General features: G+C 63.1%; 19 protein-coding genes. 6 read left to right on the top strand and 13 right to left on the bottom strand.

Annotated elements, in window-relative coordinates; genetic code table 11:
- Window positions 1–134: 134 nt before the first annotated feature.
- The 9 genes from NKI19_RS03970 to NKI19_RS03930 form a co-directional block, all read right to left on the bottom strand.
- Window positions 135–2,162, bottom strand: coding sequence for a DUF3857 domain-containing protein (locus tag NKI19_RS03970; protein WP_352489243.1), 2,028 nt, complete (start codon window positions 2,160–2,162; stop codon window positions 135–137).
- A 206-nt stretch (window positions 2,163–2,368) separates the two neighbouring features.
- Entirely contained in the window at window positions 2,369–3,853 is a 1,485-nt protein-coding gene (locus NKI19_RS03965) for a carboxypeptidase M32 (protein ID WP_352489244.1), read from the bottom strand.
- Between the two features lie 202 nt (window positions 3,854–4,055).
- On the bottom strand, window positions 4,056–4,454 hold the full coding sequence (locus NKI19_RS03960) for a hypothetical protein (protein WP_352489245.1): 399 nt from the start codon (window positions 4,452–4,454) through the stop codon (window positions 4,056–4,058).
- A 267-nt stretch (window positions 4,455–4,721) separates the two neighbouring features.
- Entirely contained in the window at window positions 4,722–5,753 is a 1,032-nt protein-coding gene (locus tag NKI19_RS03955) for a peptidoglycan -binding protein (protein ID WP_352465687.1), read from the bottom strand.
- Between the two features lies 1 nt (window position 5,754).
- The gene (locus NKI19_RS03950) at window positions 5,755–6,780 is read right to left on the bottom strand and encodes a MotA/TolQ/ExbB proton channel family protein (RefSeq protein WP_352489246.1); all 1,026 of its coding nucleotides are present in this window, start codon (window positions 6,778–6,780) and stop codon (window positions 5,755–5,757) included.
- A gap of 115 nt (window positions 6,781–6,895) precedes the next feature.
- The gene (trhA, locus tag NKI19_RS03945) at window positions 6,896–7,603 is read right to left on the bottom strand and encodes a PAQR family membrane homeostasis protein TrhA (RefSeq protein ID WP_352564668.1); all 708 of its coding nucleotides are present in this window, start codon (window positions 7,601–7,603) and stop codon (window positions 6,896–6,898) included.
- A gap of 99 nt (window positions 7,604–7,702) precedes the next feature.
- On the bottom strand, window positions 7,703–8,503 hold the full coding sequence (locus NKI19_RS03940; RefSeq protein ID WP_352489248.1) for an inositol monophosphatase family protein: 801 nt from the start codon (window positions 8,501–8,503) through the stop codon (window positions 7,703–7,705).
- An 81-nt stretch (window positions 8,504–8,584) separates the two neighbouring features.
- On the bottom strand, window positions 8,585–9,151 hold the full coding sequence (gene efp / locus NKI19_RS03935) for an elongation factor P (protein ID WP_352564666.1): 567 nt from the start codon (window positions 9,149–9,151) through the stop codon (window positions 8,585–8,587).
- 138 nt (window positions 9,152–9,289) lie between these two features.
- Window positions 9,290–10,147, bottom strand: coding sequence for a LysR family transcriptional regulator (locus tag NKI19_RS03930; RefSeq protein WP_352564664.1), 858 nt, complete (start codon window positions 10,145–10,147; stop codon window positions 9,290–9,292).
- Window positions 10,148–10,259: 112 nt separating this feature from the next.
- On the opposite strand from NKI19_RS03930, the gene NKI19_RS03925 reads away from it, so the two are divergent.
- Window positions 10,260–11,276 (top strand): zinc-dependent alcohol dehydrogenase family protein, encoded by a 1,017-nt coding sequence (locus tag NKI19_RS03925; RefSeq protein WP_352564662.1) that lies wholly within the window; start codon window positions 10,260–10,262, stop codon window positions 11,274–11,276.
- A gap of 43 nt (window positions 11,277–11,319) precedes the next feature.
- Here the strand turns inward: NKI19_RS03925 and NKI19_RS03920 are convergent, their stop codons facing one another.
- The 3 genes from NKI19_RS03920 to NKI19_RS03910 form a co-directional block, all read right to left on the bottom strand.
- Complete coding sequence (locus NKI19_RS03920) at window positions 11,320–12,351, bottom strand: tetratricopeptide repeat protein (RefSeq protein ID WP_352564660.1); 1,032 nt, start codon at window positions 12,349–12,351, stop codon at window positions 11,320–11,322.
- Window position 12,352: 1 nt separating this feature from the next.
- Window positions 12,353–13,000: a thiamine phosphate synthase gene (locus tag NKI19_RS03915; RefSeq protein WP_352564658.1), complete on the bottom strand. Its 648-nt coding sequence runs from the start codon at window positions 12,998–13,000 to the stop codon at window positions 12,353–12,355.
- A gap of 176 nt (window positions 13,001–13,176) precedes the next feature.
- Window positions 13,177–14,061 carry a DMT family transporter gene (locus NKI19_RS03910; RefSeq protein ID WP_352564656.1) on the bottom strand — a complete coding sequence of 295 codons (885 nt, stop codon included), beginning with the start codon at window positions 14,059–14,061 and terminating at the stop codon, window positions 13,177–13,179.
- A gap of 132 nt (window positions 14,062–14,193) precedes the next feature.
- Between NKI19_RS03910 and NKI19_RS03905 the strand changes: the two genes are divergently transcribed.
- Together NKI19_RS03905 and NKI19_RS03900 are read left to right on the top strand one after the other, a co-directional pair.
- The gene (locus NKI19_RS03905; RefSeq protein WP_023678010.1) at window positions 14,194–14,643 is read left to right on the top strand and encodes an Lrp/AsnC family transcriptional regulator; all 450 of its coding nucleotides are present in this window, start codon (window positions 14,194–14,196) and stop codon (window positions 14,641–14,643) included.
- A 96-nt stretch (window positions 14,644–14,739) separates the two neighbouring features.
- Window positions 14,740–15,510, top strand: coding sequence for a sulfite exporter TauE/SafE family protein (locus NKI19_RS03900; protein WP_352450835.1), 771 nt, complete (start codon window positions 14,740–14,742; stop codon window positions 15,508–15,510).
- 40 nt (window positions 15,511–15,550) lie between these two features.
- Here NKI19_RS03900 and NKI19_RS03895 read toward each other — a convergent pair whose 3' ends face one another.
- Window positions 15,551–16,102, bottom strand: coding sequence for a DUF2269 family protein (locus tag NKI19_RS03895; protein WP_352564654.1), 552 nt, complete (start codon window positions 16,100–16,102; stop codon window positions 15,551–15,553).
- Between the two features lie 579 nt (window positions 16,103–16,681).
- Between NKI19_RS03895 and rcdA the strand changes: the two genes are divergently transcribed.
- The 3 genes from rcdA (at window position 16,682) to ruvA (ending at window position 18,581) form a co-directional block, all read left to right on the top strand.
- Window positions 16,682–17,209 (top strand): protease adaptor protein RcdA, encoded by a 528-nt coding sequence (rcdA, locus tag NKI19_RS03890; protein ID WP_352564652.1) that lies wholly within the window; start codon window positions 16,682–16,684, stop codon window positions 17,207–17,209.
- 231 nt (window positions 17,210–17,440) lie between these two features.
- On the top strand, window positions 17,441–17,950 hold the full coding sequence (gene ruvC / locus NKI19_RS03885) for a crossover junction endodeoxyribonuclease RuvC (protein ID WP_352489255.1): 510 nt from the start codon (window positions 17,441–17,443) through the stop codon (window positions 17,948–17,950).
- Window positions 17,951–17,960: 10 nt separating this feature from the next.
- Window positions 17,961–18,581, top strand: coding sequence for a Holliday junction branch migration protein RuvA (gene ruvA / locus NKI19_RS03880; RefSeq protein WP_352522865.1), 621 nt, complete (start codon window positions 17,961–17,963; stop codon window positions 18,579–18,581).
- Window positions 18,582–18,596: the final 15 nt, after the last annotated feature.

Here is an 18,596-nt window from a genome sequence, read left to right as displayed (position 1 = left end):
CGCTACCGAGTCGGAGCCTGTTCCATCCCGATCTCATCGGGGTCGGGCTTCATCTTCTTGTTTGACCGTGATCTTTTCCGAAAACCGGCATCCGCTTTTCGGGATCTGGGTCTGCCCGGGGCCGGCGGGATTCTTCAGCTGCCGAAAGCTCGGCGTTTGCCGCGTCGATAGGCGATGAACAGGGGAACGCCGACAAGCAACGACAACAAGAGCATGCTGGCGACGGTCTGTCGCTGCTCCTTTGCCGGATCGCTGAGCTGCACATCGGCAGGCGGCTCTTCATAGGTAAAATCGTACTGCCAGCGAATTTGGTCTGCGACCTCATCGACGGTTTTCAGATAATCGGCAATCGCCTTCGCCGGCACTTCAGTTGCCAGCGTCTGAAAGTTCCATTCAACTTGAAATTCGGTGGGCGTGTTGGACCAGGACGCCTTGAGAGACAGATAGGGCGTCACGACGTTTTTCATCGACTCGCCGGAAAATCTCGCCTTGAGGTTGCGCACGGTCACCTTGTGGCGGCGGTAGAACTGGGGGCCGAGGGAGACGGGCCCGGTCCGGTCGACGATTGTCGGGGTTGGAAAAGAGCTGTTGCCGAGATCGGCCGCGCGGATCGGGAAATTCTTTGCCAGATCGTTGGCCGCCAGCGCCTCCGCCGGCAAGCGATAACTTTCCTTCACGCTCACTATGTTGCCATCGCGGCGATCCACGATTTCCGGCTTGGCGATGGTTTGGATGCCCGGATATTGCTTGTTGTAGTATTTCAGGTAGGCGTCCGACACCTCGCTCAGCGACCGGCTGGCAAAATTGCCGCGCATCCAATCGGCATCGGCGTCCTCATATGTCGAGAAGACGGTCAGCACGAGGGGATCGCCCGGTTTCGGCGGAAAGTCGAATTCCTCGGCGATCTGGATCGATGGGCTGGTGAGTACAGGGCTCGGCATCTTCTCCAACCCGCCGGTGCTGGAAAGCGGCAGCGCGAAGCCGTAGTCCGGCTGTGCGAGATTGTGCGCCCTGCCGCCCTGAAGATAGTTCGTGGCGTCCAGCCAATATGTCTTTGCTCCGATCCTTGCCTTGACGATGGCATGGTCGAAATCGCGAAGCGCCGGCAGATGCTGGTCCAGGGCCCTTCCCTCGTCGAGATCGGCCAAGGCGACCTCGGCAGCAATGCCAAGCCGCACAAGCGACGAAACCAGCAGCAGGGCCTTGTCCTTGCAGTCACCGAACCCGCTCAGGATAACCGTCGCGGGATCACGCGGAACGTAGGAACCGGCACCCATCGACAGGCTTACATAGCGGATCTGGTCCTGCACCAACCGCATTGCCTCGACCATCCGGTCTTCGGGCACCGGATGCCGCAGAGCGATGTCGTCGAGCTTTGCGGCAAAAGCCGAGGGAAAAACGGTCGCTGGCTTGTAATAGGGCGCAACAGCATCGACCACACTTTGCCAATTCGCGGTAGACGCGACATCGATGGAGCCCCAGCCTGGATAGGTCACGGGCAGGTTATCCTCGACATTGACCGGTTTCGGGTTTGGAATTTCCCATAGATAGGTGGTGTCCGGTCCAGTCGGGGAGATTGAGGGCTTAAGACGGGTTCCCCTTGTCTTGATCTCGAGCGGCTGGGCCGAAGGCCAAATGATGCTTGTGCGGATAAGCGCTACCGGCTCCTCCCATTCGGTGGAGAAATTCTTGAAGAAAAGATCCTTGCCGACGAGCGGCGTTACTTCGTAGGTCGACCCGTAATCGACGATGTCGCCGGCGCGCACGTCATCGATGTTGACATGTGCTGTCAGCCAGCCGTCGAAGACGCCTTTCTCGGCGTCTCTTTCCCTGCGGAAGATATCGAATTGGACGCCTTCCAGCCGGTCCAGAACGCCACCATCGCGGATGATGTGAAGATGGTTGAGCGTAACCTTGTGCCGGGACGGATCGAACTGCAGATCGATGCTCGCGCCACGATCCAGGCCGGGACGGTCGACGATCTTATAGACCGTGCGCGAGTACTCGATGTAGCCGCCGGCACGATGCTTGATCTGGTCGTCCGAGAGCAGCCATGAAACGCCATTCTTGATTTGATCCGATCGGGTGGGGTCGGCAGGCGGAATATCAAGCTGCTTTACCCAGCTTTCTGCCGGACCCTTGAGAACCATGTCGTCGGACATGGCCGGAGAACTCAGGCCGATCAATAAGATGAAAAATACCAAGCGGGGCCAGAAAGACTTCATCCTATGAAAACTGTAACAGACAGACATCTACGCTCGCCCAACTTGCAAGAACTCCTTTTTCAGAGGCTTTCCCACCAAAGTAAAGGCCAGTTTCGCGGATTTCTGCAGTCACCGCGGCAAGAACCGGGAATAGATGAAGCGGCTCAGTTCCCGTACCGCTTCTTCAGATGGTCGGTGAAATGCACGGCATTGAGCTTTTCGCCGGTGGCGCGTTCGAGCAATTCCGGCGTCGACCAGCGCGAGCCTTGCGACCAGATCCGTTTGCGGCGCCAGTCGTTGATCGCGGCGAAATCTCCCTTGGCGAGGTCTTCGTCGGCTGAAGGATGATCTCTGGTCAGCGCCGCCCATTGCTGCGCCGCCATCATGGCGCCCAGCGTGTAGGAGGGGAAATAGCCGAAGGCGGCACCCGGCCAGTGGACGTCCTGCATCGGACCATCCGCCGGATTGTCTGATGTCGACAGGCCGAGATAATCGCGCATCTTGGCATCCCAGGCTTCAGGCAGGTCGGCTGCCTCCAACCGCCCCGAGACAAGCTCCTGCTCCAGCTCGTAGCGCAGGATGACGTGCAGCGGATAGGTGACCTCGTCGGCATCGACGCGGATGAGGCCGCGCTCGACCCGGTGCACATGCGGCAGGATGTCGTCGATCGTCCAGCTCTCGCCAAGGTGCCTTTCGACCACTGGCAGCGCCCAGCGCCAGAATTCTGGATTGCGTCCGATCTGCTTTTCGACGAACAGGCTCTGGCTTTCATGCACCGCCATGCCGCGCGCTTTGCCGAGCGGCCAGTGCGCCCACGCCTTCGGCAGGTTCTGCTCGTACAGCGCATGGCCGGCCTCGTGCAGCACGCCCATCAGCGCCGACAGGAAATCCGAGGTCTTGTAGCGGGTGGTGATGCGCACGTCGCTCGGCACGCCGCCGCAGAACGGATGGTGCGAAACCGACAGCGAGCCGTGGGTGAGGTCGAAGCCGACTGCCGCCATCATGGCGAGGCCAAGCTCGCGCTGCTTGTCCAGGGGGTAGCTGCCGGAAAGCGGCTTCAGCGGATGTTTCGCCAGCCGCCCTTCCTGCACGGCCAGTGCCTCCGGCACGAAGCCTTTCAGGAAGGTCTTCAACTCGGCAAACACAGGCGTGATGTCGGCGGCGCGATTGCCCGGGTCATATTGCTCCATCAGCGCGTCGTAAGGCTCGAGCCCGAGCGCCTCGGCACGAAGTGCCGCCTCCTCGCGGACCAGCGCCACGACGCCTTCGAGCGCCGGCAGGAAGCCGGCCCAGTCGTTCTTGGCGCGCAGGTCGCGCCAGAGCTGCTCGGAGCGCATGCGCGCGGTCGTCTGGCGCTCGACGAACTCGACCGGCAGGCAGGTCAGGTTGGTGTATTGCCGGCGGAATTCCCTGACCGCGGCCTGCTGCTCTTCGTTCAGCGTCTCCTGCTCGGCCGCCGCGATCCAGTCGGCAATCTCCGGCGCAGTCGCCCGGGCATGGTGCATGCCGGCAAGCGCCGACATTGCCTCCGCGCGCTTCTCGCCGCCGCCGACCGCCATATGGGTCGCCTCGTCGGCGCCGAGGATGGCGAGGGCGTGCTCCAGCGCTTCGAGCTTGTGGCCGAGGTCGTCGAGTTTTTGAAAGGACATTGTGGGTTCCGCTGATTTGACGGCGGGAAAAGATACCAATGCAAAACTGTTGGCAACCCCGAAAGCCGTCCGCGACCGATCCGGTGCCGGCGGTGCTGGCGCTGATTGCGCTGGCGTTGGGCTAGCGCATGATCCCTGAACCGAGCTGGAAAAGGATCATGCGCAAAACCAATTGCCACAGCGCCGGGCGCTGCGGCCGATTTCAGCCGCCTGGATAGATTGGGCCGTAGCCGTTGGGATAGTATCCGCCATCGGCGCCGTTGCCGATCAGGAAGGCACTGCCGGTAGCCGCGCGCAGCTTTTGGCTGACATCGTCGAACTGCGCTAGCAATCGCTGATATTGCGTGCTCGGCATCGTTCCGTCGCGCGCAGCCCTCTGGGCGGCCCGATCGAGCTGAGCGAGTTGCGTGCGCAAGTCGCGCGCCTCGCCCGGCTCGAGCTTGTTCGCCCGGATGGCGCCCTGGATACCCGTCTCCACGCTCTTGATCTGATTGATCAAGGCCGTCTCACGCGGGCCAGCGTAAGCGCCAGCAAGCGGAACGGCGAGGAGAAGTGTGGCGAGCGTATCAGTCCCGAGATTCATGGGAGCGAAGAAGCGCATGGTTGCGTCTCCTTTACTGGGGAAGGCAGTGGTTGGGAGGGTCCTGCCTTCCGGCCGCGGGCCGTCAGGTTCCGTCGCGTCGCGATGTGGGAGGCATCGCCGGCGGTTCCCGGCCCCTTGCCAACAGCTAGTGACGCGTCGCGGCAAATTGTAATCAAAAAAAGGTAATTTCTTCGGGCCTTGCCGGTGCCGCGCCGGTGCCCTAGATGGCTCCGCCGCTTCGGCCGGACCCGATCCGGAGCATGGCGCAATTCAAATGGTTGCAGATCACCGCTCGGTCAGCTTCAGCTCGATGCGGCGGTTCTTGTTGCGTGCCTCTTCGGTATCGGCGGGGTCGAGCGGCTGGAATTCGCCGAAGCCGGCGGCGACCAGCCGGTTGGCCGGCACGCCGTTCTCGATCAGGAACTTGACCACCGATGTCGAGCGCGCCGTCGACAATTCCCAATTGTCGCGGTAGCGGCCGGTGCCGGAGAGCGGCTTGTTGTCGGTGTGGCCGTCGACGCGCAGCACCCAGTTGATCTCCGGCGGGATCTCCTTTTGCAATTCGATGATGGCATCGGCGAGCTTCTTCATCTCGACCTTGCCGGCATCGTTGATCACTTCGGAGCCGGTCGGGAAAAGCACTTCCGACTGGAAGACAAAGCGGTCGCCGACGATGCGGATGTTCTCGCGGTCGGCGAGAATTTCACGCAAGCGGCCGAAGAAATCGGAGCGGTAGCGGTTCAGCTCCTGCACGCGTTGCGCCAGTGCGACGTTGAGGCGGCGGCCGAGATCGGCGATCTTGGTGTTGGATTCGCGGTCGCGCGTTTCGGACACGTCGAGCGCTTGTTCGAGCGCTGCGATCTGCTTGCGCAGCGCCGAAATCTGCTGGTTGAGGATCTCGACCTGGCTTAGCGCCTGCTGGCTGATCTGGCGCTGGCTGTCGAGCTCGCCGGAAAGTGCCGTTGCGCGCTGGTTGGCGGCGTCGCCGGCACCGGCGCCTTGCGCCAGCAATTGCTCGAGCCGGCTCTTTTCCGCCTCCGATGCGGACAGCGATGCCTGCAAATTGGCAAGGGTGTCCTCCTTGTCCTGCGTCGTCGAGCGCTCCAGCGCCAGAAGCTGGGTCAACTCGTTGATCTGCGAATTGAGGCGGTTGAGCACCGTGTCCTTGCCGGAGATCTCGCGGCCGAGCAGGAACTGCGCCAGCACGAAAACCGTGAGCAGGAACATGATCGCCAGCAGCAGCGTCGACAGCGCATCGACGAAGCCCGGCCAGTAATCGATGCGGCGGTCGGAGCGCCGGCCTCGTGCCAACGCCACGTCAATGCACTCCAGGCTTCTTCAAGGCGTCGGCGATCTTCTCCAGCGTGTTGCGCATCGCCTTTTGCTCGTCGGACTGGGCCTCGACCCAGTCGCGCATGATCTGCTGTTCCGAACGCATGTTCTTGACCAGGCCGGAAATGCCGTCGGCGAGATTGGCCATGGCGGTGGCGACGCGCGGATTGGAGCTGCCGCCATTCTCCTGCAGCGTGCGCAGCTTTTCCGACAACAGCCGGATTTCCTCGGAGGGTTCGGTCTTGACTGCGTCGGCAACGACGATGTCGGATGACAGGTCGGTGACCGAGGACAGCCAGTTCTCGAGTTCGGTATAGAAGCGCGTCTGGGCGCGGCCGGCCTGCAGGTCGAGGAAGCCGAGCACCAGCGAGCCGGAGAGGCCGAACAGCGAGGACGAGAAGGCGGTGCCCATGCCGGCCAACGGAGCGGAAAGCCCCTGCTTCAGGGATTCGAGCACGGCGGCGGCATCGCCGGTGCCGGGATCGAGCGACTCGATCGTTTCGCGGATCGAGCCGATCGTGTTGAGCAGGCCCCAGAAGGTGCCGAGCAGGCCGAGGAACACCAGCAGTCCGACAAGGTAGCGCGACGTGTCGCGGCTTTCGTCGAGGCGGGTGGCGATCGAATCCAGCATGGTGCGCATCGAACTGGTCGAGAAGGCAATCGTCGACGAGCGGCCGATCATCGCCTTCATCGGCGCCAGCAGCACCGGTTCGGTGGTTTCGGAACCGGCGCGGAACGAGTTGACCCAGCGCACCTCGCGGAACAGCCGGCCGACCTGGACGAAGGCCAGCAGGATGCCGACCGCCAGCACGCCGATGATCAGGCCGTTGAGGCCGGGATTGGTGACGAAGGCGGTCGAGATCTGGCGGGTCAGGATGGCAGCGATAAAGGCCACGATGAACAGAAAGATCACCATGGTCAGCAGGAACACCTGCGGGCTCGACAATTTGTGCGGATCGTAGATCAGAACGTCGGAGCGCCTGCCCATGCCGAAGGATCTGAGAAGAGTCATCCGTGCCCCGTTTCCGATGCCGTCGCCGCCGATCAATTTGTGTTTGCGACTCTAAACGGAATTGTGACGAAATTGAATGGCGCTTGGCAATATTGCCACTGTCCGCAACCAGAGGTCAAAGCCGGTTGATGACCAGGCAGTCGACCATGGCGGCCAGATGCAGGCCGGCGCCGGTGACGACAAAGCCATGCCACAGCGCATTGTGAAAGCGCAGGCCCTTCCAGGCGAAGAAGATCACGCCACAGGAGTAGACGATGCCGCCGGCAACGATGAGCGCGATCGACGTCGCCGGCAGCGTCCGCACCAGCGGCTCCACCAGAACGATGCCGCTCCAGCCGATAGCCAGATAGAAGACGATCGCCAGTCGGTCGAAACGGCCGGGAAGAAAGACCTTGATGGCGATGCCGATCGCCGCGGCGGTCCAGACCAGGACGATCATGGAAACGGCCAGCGGCGAGCCACCGAGCTGGGCCAGGAAAGGCGTGTAGGTCGCCGCGATCAGCAGGTAGATCGCCGCATGGTCGAAGCGCCGCAATATCCATTTTGCCGGCGACGACACCGGCCAGACATTATAGGCCAGCGAAACCGACAGCACGGTGAGCAGCGAGACTACATAGAAGGCGGCGGCGACATATTCGCCGGGGCCGGTTCGATAGGCGGCCAGTGCCAGCAGCATCGAGCCGGCAGCGATCGCCAGCACGATGCCCACGGCGTGGACGATGCCGTCGGCGATGATCTCGGCGCGCGAGTAATGCCAGCGCCCCATAAAGGGAATGTCGAGCTGGGAGAATTCGCTCTGGGATTGGGGCCGGCTGTTCGTCATTGATGATCCTGCGTCCCCTTATCTGGGCGGCCGCGGGACAGTATTTCAAGCTTTGGTTGCGGTTTTGCGACTGCGGCGCTTCAGCGCGGCGTGCCTCTATCAGCTGGCTGAGAGTGGCCTTTTAATGGTCTTCAACAGCGCGCGCTGGATGAGTTCGTTGCCGGCAACCAGCGAACCGGCGTTCAGCACATCCTGTCCCCCGGCGAAGTCGGAGACGAAACCGCCCGCCTCGCGGATCAGCAAAATGCCGGCGGCGACATCCCAGGCCGACAGGCCGGTTTCCCAGAACCCGTCCATGCGGCCGGCGGCGACGTAGGCGAGATCGAGCGAGGCGGAGCCGAGACGGCGGACGCCAGAGACCTCGGCCATGACATTGCGCAACTCGATGAGGAAATTGCCGTGCTGGCCACGCCCGAGATGGGGCATGCCGCAGCCGATCACCGCATCGACCAGCTTGGCGCGGCCGGCGACGCGCAGCCGGCGGTCGTTCATGAAAGCGCCGCCGCCGCGCTCGGCGGTATAGAGTTCATCCATCGCCGGATTGTAGACGACGCCGGCGACGATCTGGCCCTGGCGCTCCAGCGCGATCGAAACGGCAAAGAGCGGAATGCCGTGCAGGAAATTGGTGGTGCCGTCGAGCGGGTCGACGATCCAGCGGTGCTGGCCGTCGTCGCCCTCGATCACGCCGCGTTCCTCCATCAGGAAGGCGTAGCCGGGCCGCGCCTTCGACAGTTCGGCAAAGACAATGTCTTCGGCCTTGCGGTCGGCCTGGCTGACATAGTCGCCCGGCCCCTTCATCGAGACCTGCAGGTTCTGCACTTCGCCGAAGTCACGCGACAGCGAGCGGCCGGCCTTCATTGCGGCCTGGACCATGACATTGAGGATCGCGGAACGCGCCATTGCTGTTCTTCCTGTCGCTGCGCCTATTTGCCTTGACGCATGTTCTTATCCAAAAAGTCTGCCACTCTTTGGGATAACGCCTTAGTCGGCGCGGCGTACGTAAGTGATTTCGTTGGTGTCGACGATGATGCGCTCGCCCGAGCCGATGAACGGCGGCACCAGCACGCGAATGCCGTTTTCGAGTATCGCCGGCTTGTAGGACGAGGCTGCCGTCTGGCCCTTAACAACCGGGTCGGCCTCGGTGATGGTCAGCGTCACATAGTCGGGCAGCGAAATGCCGATCGGCCTTTCGTCATAGAGCTGGACCGTCACCATCATGCCGTCCTGCAGGAAGGCGGCGCGATCGCCGACGAACTCCTTTTGCAATTCGAGCTGCTCGTAGCTTTCGGTGTCCATGAACACCAGCGCGTCGCCCTGCTCGTAGAGGAAGGAAAAATCCTTCAGATCGAGCCGGATCTGCTCGACCGTCTCGGCTGAGCGGAAGCGCTCGTTGAGCTTGGTGCCGTTGATCAGGTTCTTGAGTTCGACCTGGTTGTAGGCGCCGCCCTTGCCGGGCTTGACGGTGTTGGTCCTGACCGCCACCCAAAGGCCGCCGTCATGCTCGATGACATTGCCGGGACGGATTTCGTTGCCACTGATCTTGGCCATGGTGAGGTGATCCGGAAATGAGATGATCGCCGCAAAGGGCGATTTGGCGCCTCCAAGACCACAAATCGCCAGCAGAGGCAAGGAGCGCCTTCCGATGAAGCGGCAACGAAGCTGGCCCGGCAGCGCGGCGCGGCAGCCTCAGTCCGCCCTGACAGTCGCGGTGACGGCCTCGGTCACTGCGTCGGCGACCTCTGTCAAAAGATGCAGGTGCGGCGAACGCAGCACGACAATTCGCAGCGACAGCTCGAGGCCGGGAGCGTCGACCAGGGCAATGCCCTCCGGCAGCTTTTCCCGCAGCAGCCGCCTGGGCAGCAGACCAAGGCCTTGGCCTCGACGAACCCAGTCGATCTGCAGCGCGCTATCCTGAATCTCGGCGCCGACCATCAACCTGTGGCCGCCCTCGGCCAGGGCAGCCGCCAGCCGCCGGCGCGCGTCGCAAGGCTCAGGGCTGAGGACCCAGGGCATGGTCCTGACGTCGGCTTGCCGGCCGGTGTTTTCGGCAGCGATGATGCCGAGGGGCTCGGTTCCGACAACGCCGTCGCCAGCTTTGGAATTGCTGCCGTCCAGGATGAAGGCGAGGTCGAGCTGTCCGCGCTTGTGCTGGTCGGCCAGCTCAAGGCTCCAGCCGCTCTTCAGGCGCAGCGAGACCTTCGGAAACCGCGCCACGGCATCAGCAATAGCGGCGGCCACGGCTTTGTCGCAAAGTCCGTGCGCGAGGCCGAGCCGCAGCAGGCCCTCCGGCTCGTCGCCCTTGGCGAATGATCTCAGCGCGGCGACCGCGGCGAGAATGTCCTTGCCGCGTGCCAGCACCTCTACGCCGGCCGGGGTCAGTCGCGACGGCTTCAGCCGGCGGTCGAGCAATTCCGTGCCGAGCATCTCCTCCAGCCGCTGGATCTGGCGGGTGACGGCCGGCTGCGTCAACGGCAGGCGTCGAGCCACCTTCTGAATCGAACCCTCCTCGGCAAAGAGGGCCAGTGTCTTCAGTTCTTCAAGCACGACGCACCCGAACATGTCATAGAAGCATAATTATCCTGAACATTATGAATTTGAAATCCGATGGATGACAAGCGATTTTCCTCCGGCAGGACCCAGCCGGAAAGGAACGACGATGAAAGCGATCGAATTGCAGAGCCCGGGCGGCCTCGAGAACCTCAGAATGGTCGAGCGGCCGATGCCCGAGCCAGGGCGCCAGGAGATGATTGTGAAGGTGAAGGCGACGGCGCTGAACTACCGCGATGCCGAGATCGTCCGCGGCAGCTATCACACGAAGTTTGCATTGCCGCTGGTGCCGCTGTCGGACGGCGTCGGCGAAGTCGTTGCCATCGGCGCCGAGGTCAGCCGGTTCAAGATCGGCGACCGGGTCTGCGGCACGTTCTGGCAACGCTGGGTCGGCGGCAGTTTCGCCATGGCCGAGCCCTCCTATCAGCGCGGCGGCCCGATCGACGGGCTGCTCAGCGAATTTGCCCGGCTCGACGAACAGGCTGCGGTGCTGGCGCCGGCCAATCTGAGCGACCTCGAGGCGGCGACGCTGCCATGCGCCGGCGTCACGGCATGGCACGCGCTGTTTACGGAGGGCAGCGTCAAACCCGGCGACACCGTGCTTTGCCTCGGCACCGGCGGCGTTTCGCTGTTTGCGGTGCAGTTCGCCGCCGCCGCCGGGGCGCGCGTCATCGTGACGTCGAGCAGCGACGAGAAGCTTGCGCGGGCAAAGCAACTTGGCGCGCAGGATGGCGTGAACTATCGCAGCGTCCCCGACTGGGCATCGGCCGTGCTGGGATTGACCGATGGCCGCGGCGCCGACCATATCATCGAGGTTGGCGGACCGCAGAGTTTTGCACAATCGCTGAGGGCAACGGCGCGCGGCGCCCAGATCAACGCCATCGGCTATCTCGGCGGCAGTGACGGCGCCATCAACCCGCTCGAGATCTTCCGCCGGCAGGTCCGGGCGCGAGGCATACCGGTGGGCTCACGCGAATCCTTCGAGGCGATGAATCGCGCCATTGTCGTCAACCGGTTGAGACCGGTGATCGACCGGGTCGTGCCGTGGAGCCAGGCCGCCGAAGCCTTTCGGTACCTTGAACACGGCTCGCCCTTCGGCAAGGTCGTGCTCGATCATACGCAATGAGCCCGCCTGACGAGCCTGGGTGCGATGAGTCGCGAGATCGCGGTCAGGGCAGGCGGTTAGCCCGTTGCAGCGCCTGCTGCGTCTGCTCGTCGGTCAGGCCCTGCAGGAAATCGTCCATCTCCTGGTCGATGAGCCCGGCGCGGCGGGCGACAACATACCAGGCGCCGGCGAGGATCAGATCCGGGTCGGTGCCGATGCCGTTCATGTAGAGCTTGGCGAGACGGTTCTGGGCGGCGACATTGCCGCCTTCTGCGGCCTGCTTCATCCAGTTGAAGCCGGATTTCAGGTCGCGGGCGCCGCCGCGCCCCTCGATCATCCAGGTGGCGAGATCGATCTGTGCGGTGTCATAGTTCTGCCGCGCGGCCTGTGCCAGCAGGCCGCGGGCGCGGACATCATCGTGCGGCTTGCCGCCGGCGCCATTGGCGTAGACCTGTGCCATCGCATATTGTGCGTCGGCAAGCCCGGTCGCGGCAGCGCGCTCGTAATAGGATACGGCTTTGGCAATACCGGCATCGCCGGGCTCCTGTTCAACCATCAACTGCGCAAAATTGAACTGCGCCAGGCGGTTGCCGGCCTCGGCGGCGGCCTGCATCAGCGCATAGGCTTCCTTCTCGTCCTTTTTGACGTAGCGGCCGTCGAGCAGCATCAGCGCATACTGGAATTGCGATTCCGGGACGCCCTGCTCGGCGGCAAGCGCGTACCACTTCGCCGCCCCTGCCGCGTCGACAGGCACGCCGAGGCCGCGCGACAATATCTCGGCCACCAGCGTCTGTGCCGCCGGATCGCCGTTTTGAGCACGGGAAAGCGCAAGGTTGTAGGCCGTCTTGTAGAGACCGCGCTGAAAGGCGCCGTAGGCGGCGTCGGACGGTTTTGCGCCGAAGCGGTCGGGGTTGATGGTATCGGCCGACGGCAACGGGGCGGTGGTGGCGGGCTGCGGCAATTGTGCGGCGATCGGCTTGTCGGCAGCTTCGCTGGAATCCGGCCTGGGCTGCGGCAGCGGAACGGGTTCCGCCGCTATCGCCTGCGTCACGGCCGTTGCGAGAAAGGCGCTGAAAAGGATTGTCCGCGAGAGCACGTCAGTCCTCGAAGCGCGGCGCGGTTTCGTCGAGCAGCGCGTTGGCGGCAGCAACCGCCATCTTCGGATCGACGCCGTCGGCAAAGACGGCGCTGGACAGCGCCACGAATTCGGCGCCGGTGGCGGCGACCGCTTCCACCGAGGCAAGATCGGATCCGGCCATGACGATGCAAGGGATCTGGATCACGTCCGCCCACCATTGCCCGAGCGACAGGTTGCGGGGGTGCGGTTCAGGCTTGTTGTCGTAGCCGAAGCGGCCGAAGAAAATGTAATCGGGCCTGACCTCGCCGAGTTCCAGCGCATCGTCGCGGGTCTTGGCACCGCCGGTGCCGACCAACATCCTGGCCTGGAAATGTTCGATCGTTTCGGCGAGCTCGTCCTTGCCGACCTCGACATGGATGCCGTCGGCCTGGACGCGGCCAGCGATGCGGGTGTCGCCGGCAATGATGACGGCAATCCCGGCCGCTTGCGCCACCGGCACGATCTGTTCGGCAAAGGCCTGGAAGGCGGCCTCGTCCAGGCCGTTTTCCGGCAGGATAAGCGAGGCGACGTCACCGCCGTCGAAGGCCGCGGCGATGCGCTCGGCAGGCACGTTCGGCGGCGCGATCAGCACGATACGGCAGCGGTTGGGCGGCGTTGCGTCATTCATTGATGTTCGATCCCGGTTATCGCCTATGCCGGGCGAAGATGGTTGCATTGCGGCATAGAGCAAAGTGCGGGGATTGAACAGGCGGCAGGAGGATCACGATTGCCATCAACGATTCCATGGGGCTCGGCGCATGACTGCCGTTGGCCGAAATTCTCCTCGCCTGGTCGCTTGCGGCCCTACGCAGGCACCTTCGATTTCCACAGCGACCAGCCGAGATTCATGCCGGCGGCGGCGACCAGGATGGCGGCGGCGCCGACGATCTGCGCCGGATGCAGCCGATGGCCGAAAGCGACGACATCGACGAGGATGGCGACGACGGGGTAGATGAAGGACAGCGATCCCTGCAGATGCGTCGGCAGCTTCTGGATGGCGCCGTACATGAGGATGTACATCAGGCCGGTATGGACGATGCCGAGCATCGCCAGCATGACCCAGCTCCGCGCATCGACGGGAAGGTGGGTGAGATCGGCGAAGGGTGCCAGCATGAGAACGCCGACGCAGACCTGGATCAGGGCGATCAGGTGCGGCGGCGTGCCTTTGAGTTTCTTGGTGACGATAGCCGCAACGGCCCAGAAGAAAGCCGCCGCGAGCGCCATCGCAATGCCGGTAAAGTAATCCGTACCATGGTCGCCTGCATCGGGCGCGGCCTGCACGATCAGCAGCATGCCGGCAAAGGCGATGCCGAGCCAGGTCAGCTTGGTCATCGTCAGCCGTTCAGAGAAGAAGAGCGCGCCAAAACCCACCAGCATGAAAGGCTGCGTGTTGTAGACAGCCGTGGCGATCGAGATCGATGCGCGAGAAAACGCGCTGAACAGCAGCAGCCAGTTGATGACGATGGCAGCCCCGCCGAGAGCCGCGATCGCGACGATGCGAAGCGACAGCCTGCCGCGCAACAGCCCAAGGGCCGCGCAGATGATCAGCAGCGTTACCGCCCCGAAAGCACAGCGCCAGAACACCACGTCCATGATGGGTTGGCCGGAAAGGACGACGAACCAGCCGATCGTGCCGAGCATCGCCATCGCCGCCGTCATTTCGATCGTGCCGCGTACCGTGTTGTCCATGGATGCTCCTGAAACTCGTTGAGATTTTATAATCCCACGGCGGATCGGGCCTTTCCATGACTTGTAGCTGGTGATATGCAGAATGAACCTAATTTAATTAGGTAAACATCGGCTTTTTCTTGGAATTGTAAAATGCTGGACGAGCTCGACAGAAAGCTTCTCGATATCCTGGTCAAGGATTCACGGACTTCGCTAAAGGAACTGGCGCTGCAGGTCGGGTTGTCGTCGCCAAGCGTTTCAGAGCGGCTTCGGCGGCTTGAGGATCGCGGCGTTATTCGTGCGTTCACCATCGACATCGATCCGCAGGCGCTCGGCTACGCCTTGCAGGCGATCGTTCGCATCCGGCCATTGCCGGGCAAGCTGCACATCGTCCAGAAGCTGATCGAGGAAATCCCCGAATTCGGCGAATGCGACAAGGTGACGGGCGATGACTGCTTCGTTGCGCGGCTGTTCGTCCGCTCGATCGGCGAGCTCGACGGGATTCTCGACCGCATCGCCGACAAGGCCGAAACCAGCACCGCCATCATCAAGGCGCAGCCGATCCGGAGACGCCCGCCGCCGCTCGATATGCCAAACATGTGACGGGGTTCGGTGGCGTGGCCCACATATTTGCGGTCGCGGTCCGGTCATTTCTGGTCTATTCCAGAGGTCAACTTTTTCTCCAGCTTCCCTTCCCCCATGTCAGGCCTGCTCGTCGATCCCTGGTTCTATGCCGCGGCCATTCCGGCCGTCATCCTCGTCGGCCTGTCGAAAGGCGGCTTCGGCGGCGCCGTCGGCTTTGTCGGCGTGCCGTTGATGGCGCTGACCATGCCGCCGGTTCAGGCTGCCGCAATCCTTCTGCCAATTCTGTGCCTGATGGACATTGTCTCGGTATGGACATGGTGGGGCATCTTCGACCGCAAGATGCTGGCCGACATGATGCCCGGCGCCGTGATCGGCATCGCCCTTGGCTGGCTGACGGCGGCACTTGTAACCGAAGAGATGGTGCGGCTGATCGTCGGCGCGGTTGCCCTGATCTTCGTGCTGCGCTGGCTCTATCTGCAACTCCGCCACGGTGCCGGCCACGCGGCGGAGCCCAACCGCGTCGCGGCTGGCTTCTGGGGTACCGTTGCCGGGTTCACCAGCTTCGTCGCCCATGTCGGCGGCCCGCCTTTTCAGGTCTATGCGCTGCCGATCAGGCTCGATCCGAAGGTGCTGTCGGGCACCGCGGCGATTTTTTTCGCGGTCACCAATGCGCTGAAGCTCATCCCTTATTTCGCGCTCGGCCAGTTCGACACCACCAATTTGACCGCGTCGGCGGTGCTGATGCCGCTGGCGCCGCTGTCGACAATCGCTGGCGCCTGGCTGGTGCGGCGGATGCGGCCGGAACTGTTCTATCCCTTCACCTATGCGACCGTGGCGGTCGTCGCGGTCAAGCTTCTGTGGGACGGCATCGCCGGCCTTCTGTAAGACGGCGGCCCCTGTCGGCCGCCGCCGGATTCCTTAACCTTCAGGCGGCACTCGGCAGCAGCGGCCGCGTCCTGCCAAGCGCGAGCGCAGCGCCGGTTGCCAGCACGAACGCCATGCAGCCAAGAATGGTGATGTCGTGCAGCGTCGGCTTCAGCACCATGTCCGCGATGATCACCAGCATCACCGAATAGTCGAAGCGCGCGGCGCTGAGGACGCGCTGGCCCTGGGCAAGCACTGCCGGCGTCACGCCATCCTTGGCGATCATGCCTGCCATCCGGTCGGCAGTCGGCTTGAAGATGAACATGCCGATGCAGAAGGTCGTCGCATAACCGGCAAGGCCGATCAGCACCCACAGATCGGAAAAGCCGACCCAGAAGCCGCACATGATGAGGCCGAAAAGCAATGTCAGCATTGACATCGGCGCGAAGAACCGGTTGCCGAGCTCGCCGGTGGCGCGCATCGCCTGCAGCATGCCTTCGACGTTTCCAGCGCGGTCGGCGCGTACCGCAAGCAGCATCAGCGTGAAGCCGCCGCCGACCCAGAGGATCGCCGAGACGATGTGCAGAAATTTAACGGCCGAGTACGAGTCCATTGTTCGCTCCTTGAGAGATTTTCATGATTCCGGAGCGCAAGGTTTGCTCCGCCTCGTTTGCGAGGAGCGGGGCGTTTAGCGTGGCGCCTGTTTCGGAACGATGTCGCGCGCGGTGCGGTTTTGTTTCGGTAAGCCGGTCACGATCTGGAGGAACCGTGGCGCAAGCGCGTCGCCCCACCTTCCAGCCAGCGGTGTGAACGGCGCCCTGGCCGGACAGCTGTGCTGTTACGGCACAGATGCTGGGCGCTTGATAGAAAAATATACCCTGCGTTAAGGCTTCGTTAAGCTTTACGGGCGTTTACTATGTCCATCCAGTGATCTGGATTCTTACCGAGTGGTTGGAGCCACTTTGTTTGACGCCTCCCTGTTAAACTCCTGAGAGCCGCCTTATCCGCGGCTCTTTTTTTGTTCGCCGGCATGGACGTCTTGCGGCTAAATGCGGCCGTTAACCGTTTGTTAAACATGTGCTTGCCTTCGCTGGCAGCGAAGCGCATTTTCAAGCTTCAGTCGTTTAGGCTGCCGGATATGGCAGCCAAGAGCCGAATCGGCCGGCTGTCAGGCAAGTGCAGGGGCGTAGCAATGAACGAGCCTTCGAAGGCGAGCGCGAAAACCATCAAGCTGGCGGAGCGCCGGGTTTTCTCCCAATCCTTCAAGCCGCTCTATCAGGAAGGCATGGGCCTGGTCGAGCAGGCGGCCGAATATCTCGACGGCAAGGGCCGCGCCGAGGTCAAGAAGCTGTCGAGGCCGGCGGCGACGCTTTATGCGGCCGAATCGATGCGGCTGACCACCAGGCTCATGCAGGTCGCCTCGTGGCTGCTTTTGCAGCGGGCAGCGAATTCCGGCGAGATGACCCGCGATCAGGTGGCATCCGAAAAATCCAAGGTGCGCCTCGACACTGCTTCCGCGCATGAGGAGGCGCCCGGCTGGGCCGAGCTGCCGCAGGATTTCATCGACCTCGTCAACCGCTCGTTGCGCCTGCAGGCGCTGGTGCGCCGCATGGACGAGGAGATCTATGGCGGCCTTGCCGAGGTGCCGCCGTCGAGCCGTCGCCTCAATCCGGTCTCCGACCAGATCACGCTGCTCAACACGGCTTTCGCCCGCGGCTGAGAGACCGTTTGGAAACTCTACTCCAGCGGCCATCTGGCGGCGTTTTCTCCGCTTCCGGTGCTCACGGACCCAAATGTCCGCTGCGCTCCGGTTCTCGAAACCACCACCATATGACTCGCCGGAGCGACTTTCGAAACGGTCCCAGAGGCTCTCTGGACATGTTGAGCCATCGTTTCTGGTTTGTTCACATTTCGCTGGCATCGCTCCCCTAGCCAAGGGTAAACTTGGCGGATGGGGGAAGCGATTCGCATCATCGGCATCGATCCGGGGCTGAGGCGCACTGGTTGGGGCATCGTCGAAAGCCTCGGAAATTCGCTGCGCTTTGTCGCCTCCGGCACCGTGCGGTCCGACGACAAGGCGGCGCTGGCGGTCCGTCTTTGCCAATTGCATGACGGGCTCGCCGAGGTCCTGCATGCCGCGATGCCGCACGAGGCGGCGGTCGAGCAAACTTTCGTCAACAAGGACGCCGCGGCTACGCTCAAACTCGGCCAGGCACGCGGCATCGCGATGCTGGTGCCGGCGCGCGCCGGCCTCGTCGTTGCCGAATATGCGCCAAACGCCGTCAAGAAGGCGGTGATCGGCGTCGGCCATGGCGACAAGAAGCAGATCCACATGATGGTCAAGGTACTGATGCCGAAAGCGACTTTCGACAGCGACGATGCCGCCGACGCGCTGGCTATCGCCATCTGTCACGCGCATCACCGGCAGAGCATCGCCTACAGGATGGCGGCGCTGGCATGAGGGATCGCAAATGATCGGTAAGCTAAAAGGCACGCTGGACGAGATCGACGAGGATTTCTGCATCGTCGACGTGCATGGCGTCGGCTATGTCGCCTATTGCTCGGCGCGCACGCTTGCCGCATTGCCGCCGCCCGGCGAGGCGGTGGTGCTGTTCATCGAGACCTATGTGCGCGAGGACATGCTGCGGCTCTATGGGTTCCAGTCGGTGCTGGAACGCGAGTGGTTCCGGCTGTTGATGAACAATGTGCAGGGCGTCGGCGCCAAGGTGGCGCTGGCCATCCTGTCGACGCTGGCCCCAGCCGACCTCGCCAATGCGATTGCGCTGCGCGACATCGCCATGGTCAGCCGCGCGCCTGGCGTCGGCAAGAAAGTCGCCGAGCGCATCGTCACCGAATTGAAGAACAAGGCGCCGGCCTATGCGGGCACTGCCTCCGGCACCATCGGCCTGAAGCAGGAGCTCGGCGAAGGCGTTGCTTCGGCGCCGATCACCGACGCCGTCTCGGCGCTGGTCAATCTCGGCTATTCGCGCGACACGGCCGCCAATGCGGTGGCGGCGGCACTGAAGACGGCAGGCGAGGAGGCGGACGCGTCGAAGCTGATCCGCTTCGGGCTGAAGGAGCTGGCACGGTGAGACGTTGCTGGAAAG

The sequence above is a fragment of the Mesorhizobium sp. M0751 genome (assembly GCF_040320265.1).
GTDB lineage: Bacteria > Pseudomonadota > Alphaproteobacteria > Rhizobiales > Rhizobiaceae > Mesorhizobium.
The sequence above is the reverse complement of the archived record's forward strand: the minus strand, read 5'-3'. Positions and strand labels throughout refer to the sequence as shown.

What these genes read in the sequence shown, in the direction of transcription:
- NKI19_RS03970 (WP_352489243.1), bottom strand. Translation starts at nt 2,162, where the DNA reads ATGTCCGACGACATGGTTCTCAAGGGTCCGGCAGAAAGCTGGGTAAAG.
- NKI19_RS03925 (WP_352564662.1), top strand. Translation starts at nt 10,260, where the DNA reads ATGAAAGCGATCGAATTGCAGAGCCCGGGCGGCCTCGAGAACCTCAGA.
- ruvC (WP_352489255.1), top strand. Translation starts at nt 17,441, where the DNA reads ATGGGGGAAGCGATTCGCATCATCGGCATCGATCCGGGGCTGAGGCGC.
- NKI19_RS03910 (WP_352564656.1), bottom strand. Translation starts at nt 14,061, where the DNA reads ATGGACAACACGGTACGCGGCACGATCGAAATGACGGCGGCGATGGCG.
- efp (WP_352564666.1), bottom strand. Translation starts at nt 9,151, where the DNA reads ATGGCCAAGATCAGTGGCAACGAAATCCGTCCCGGCAATGTCATCGAG.
- NKI19_RS03905 (WP_023678010.1), top strand. Translation starts at nt 14,194, where the DNA reads ATGCTGGACGAGCTCGACAGAAAGCTTCTCGATATCCTGGTCAAGGAT.
- rcdA (WP_352564652.1), top strand. Translation starts at nt 16,682, where the DNA reads ATGAACGAGCCTTCGAAGGCGAGCGCGAAAACCATCAAGCTGGCGGAG.
- NKI19_RS03915 (WP_352564658.1), bottom strand. Translation starts at nt 13,000, where the DNA reads ATGAATGACGCAACGCCGCCCAACCGCTGCCGTATCGTGCTGATCGCG.
- ruvA (WP_352522865.1), top strand. Translation starts at nt 17,961, where the DNA reads ATGATCGGTAAGCTAAAAGGCACGCTGGACGAGATCGACGAGGATTTC.
- NKI19_RS03900 (WP_352450835.1), top strand. Translation starts at nt 14,740, where the DNA reads ATGTCAGGCCTGCTCGTCGATCCCTGGTTCTATGCCGCGGCCATTCCG.
- trhA (WP_352564668.1), bottom strand. Translation starts at nt 7,603, where the DNA reads ATGACGAACAGCCGGCCCCAATCCCAGAGCGAATTCTCCCAGCTCGAC.
- NKI19_RS03965 (WP_352489244.1), bottom strand. Translation starts at nt 3,853, where the DNA reads ATGTCCTTTCAAAAACTCGACGACCTCGGCCACAAGCTCGAAGCGCTG.
- NKI19_RS03940 (WP_352489248.1), bottom strand. Translation starts at nt 8,503, where the DNA reads ATGGCGCGTTCCGCGATCCTCAATGTCATGGTCCAGGCCGCAATGAAG.
- NKI19_RS03895 (WP_352564654.1), bottom strand. Translation starts at nt 16,102, where the DNA reads ATGGACTCGTACTCGGCCGTTAAATTTCTGCACATCGTCTCGGCGATC.
- NKI19_RS03950 (WP_352489246.1), bottom strand. Translation starts at nt 6,780, where the DNA reads ATGACTCTTCTCAGATCCTTCGGCATGGGCAGGCGCTCCGACGTTCTG.
- NKI19_RS03960 (WP_352489245.1), bottom strand. Translation starts at nt 4,454, where the DNA reads ATGCGCTTCTTCGCTCCCATGAATCTCGGGACTGATACGCTCGCCACA.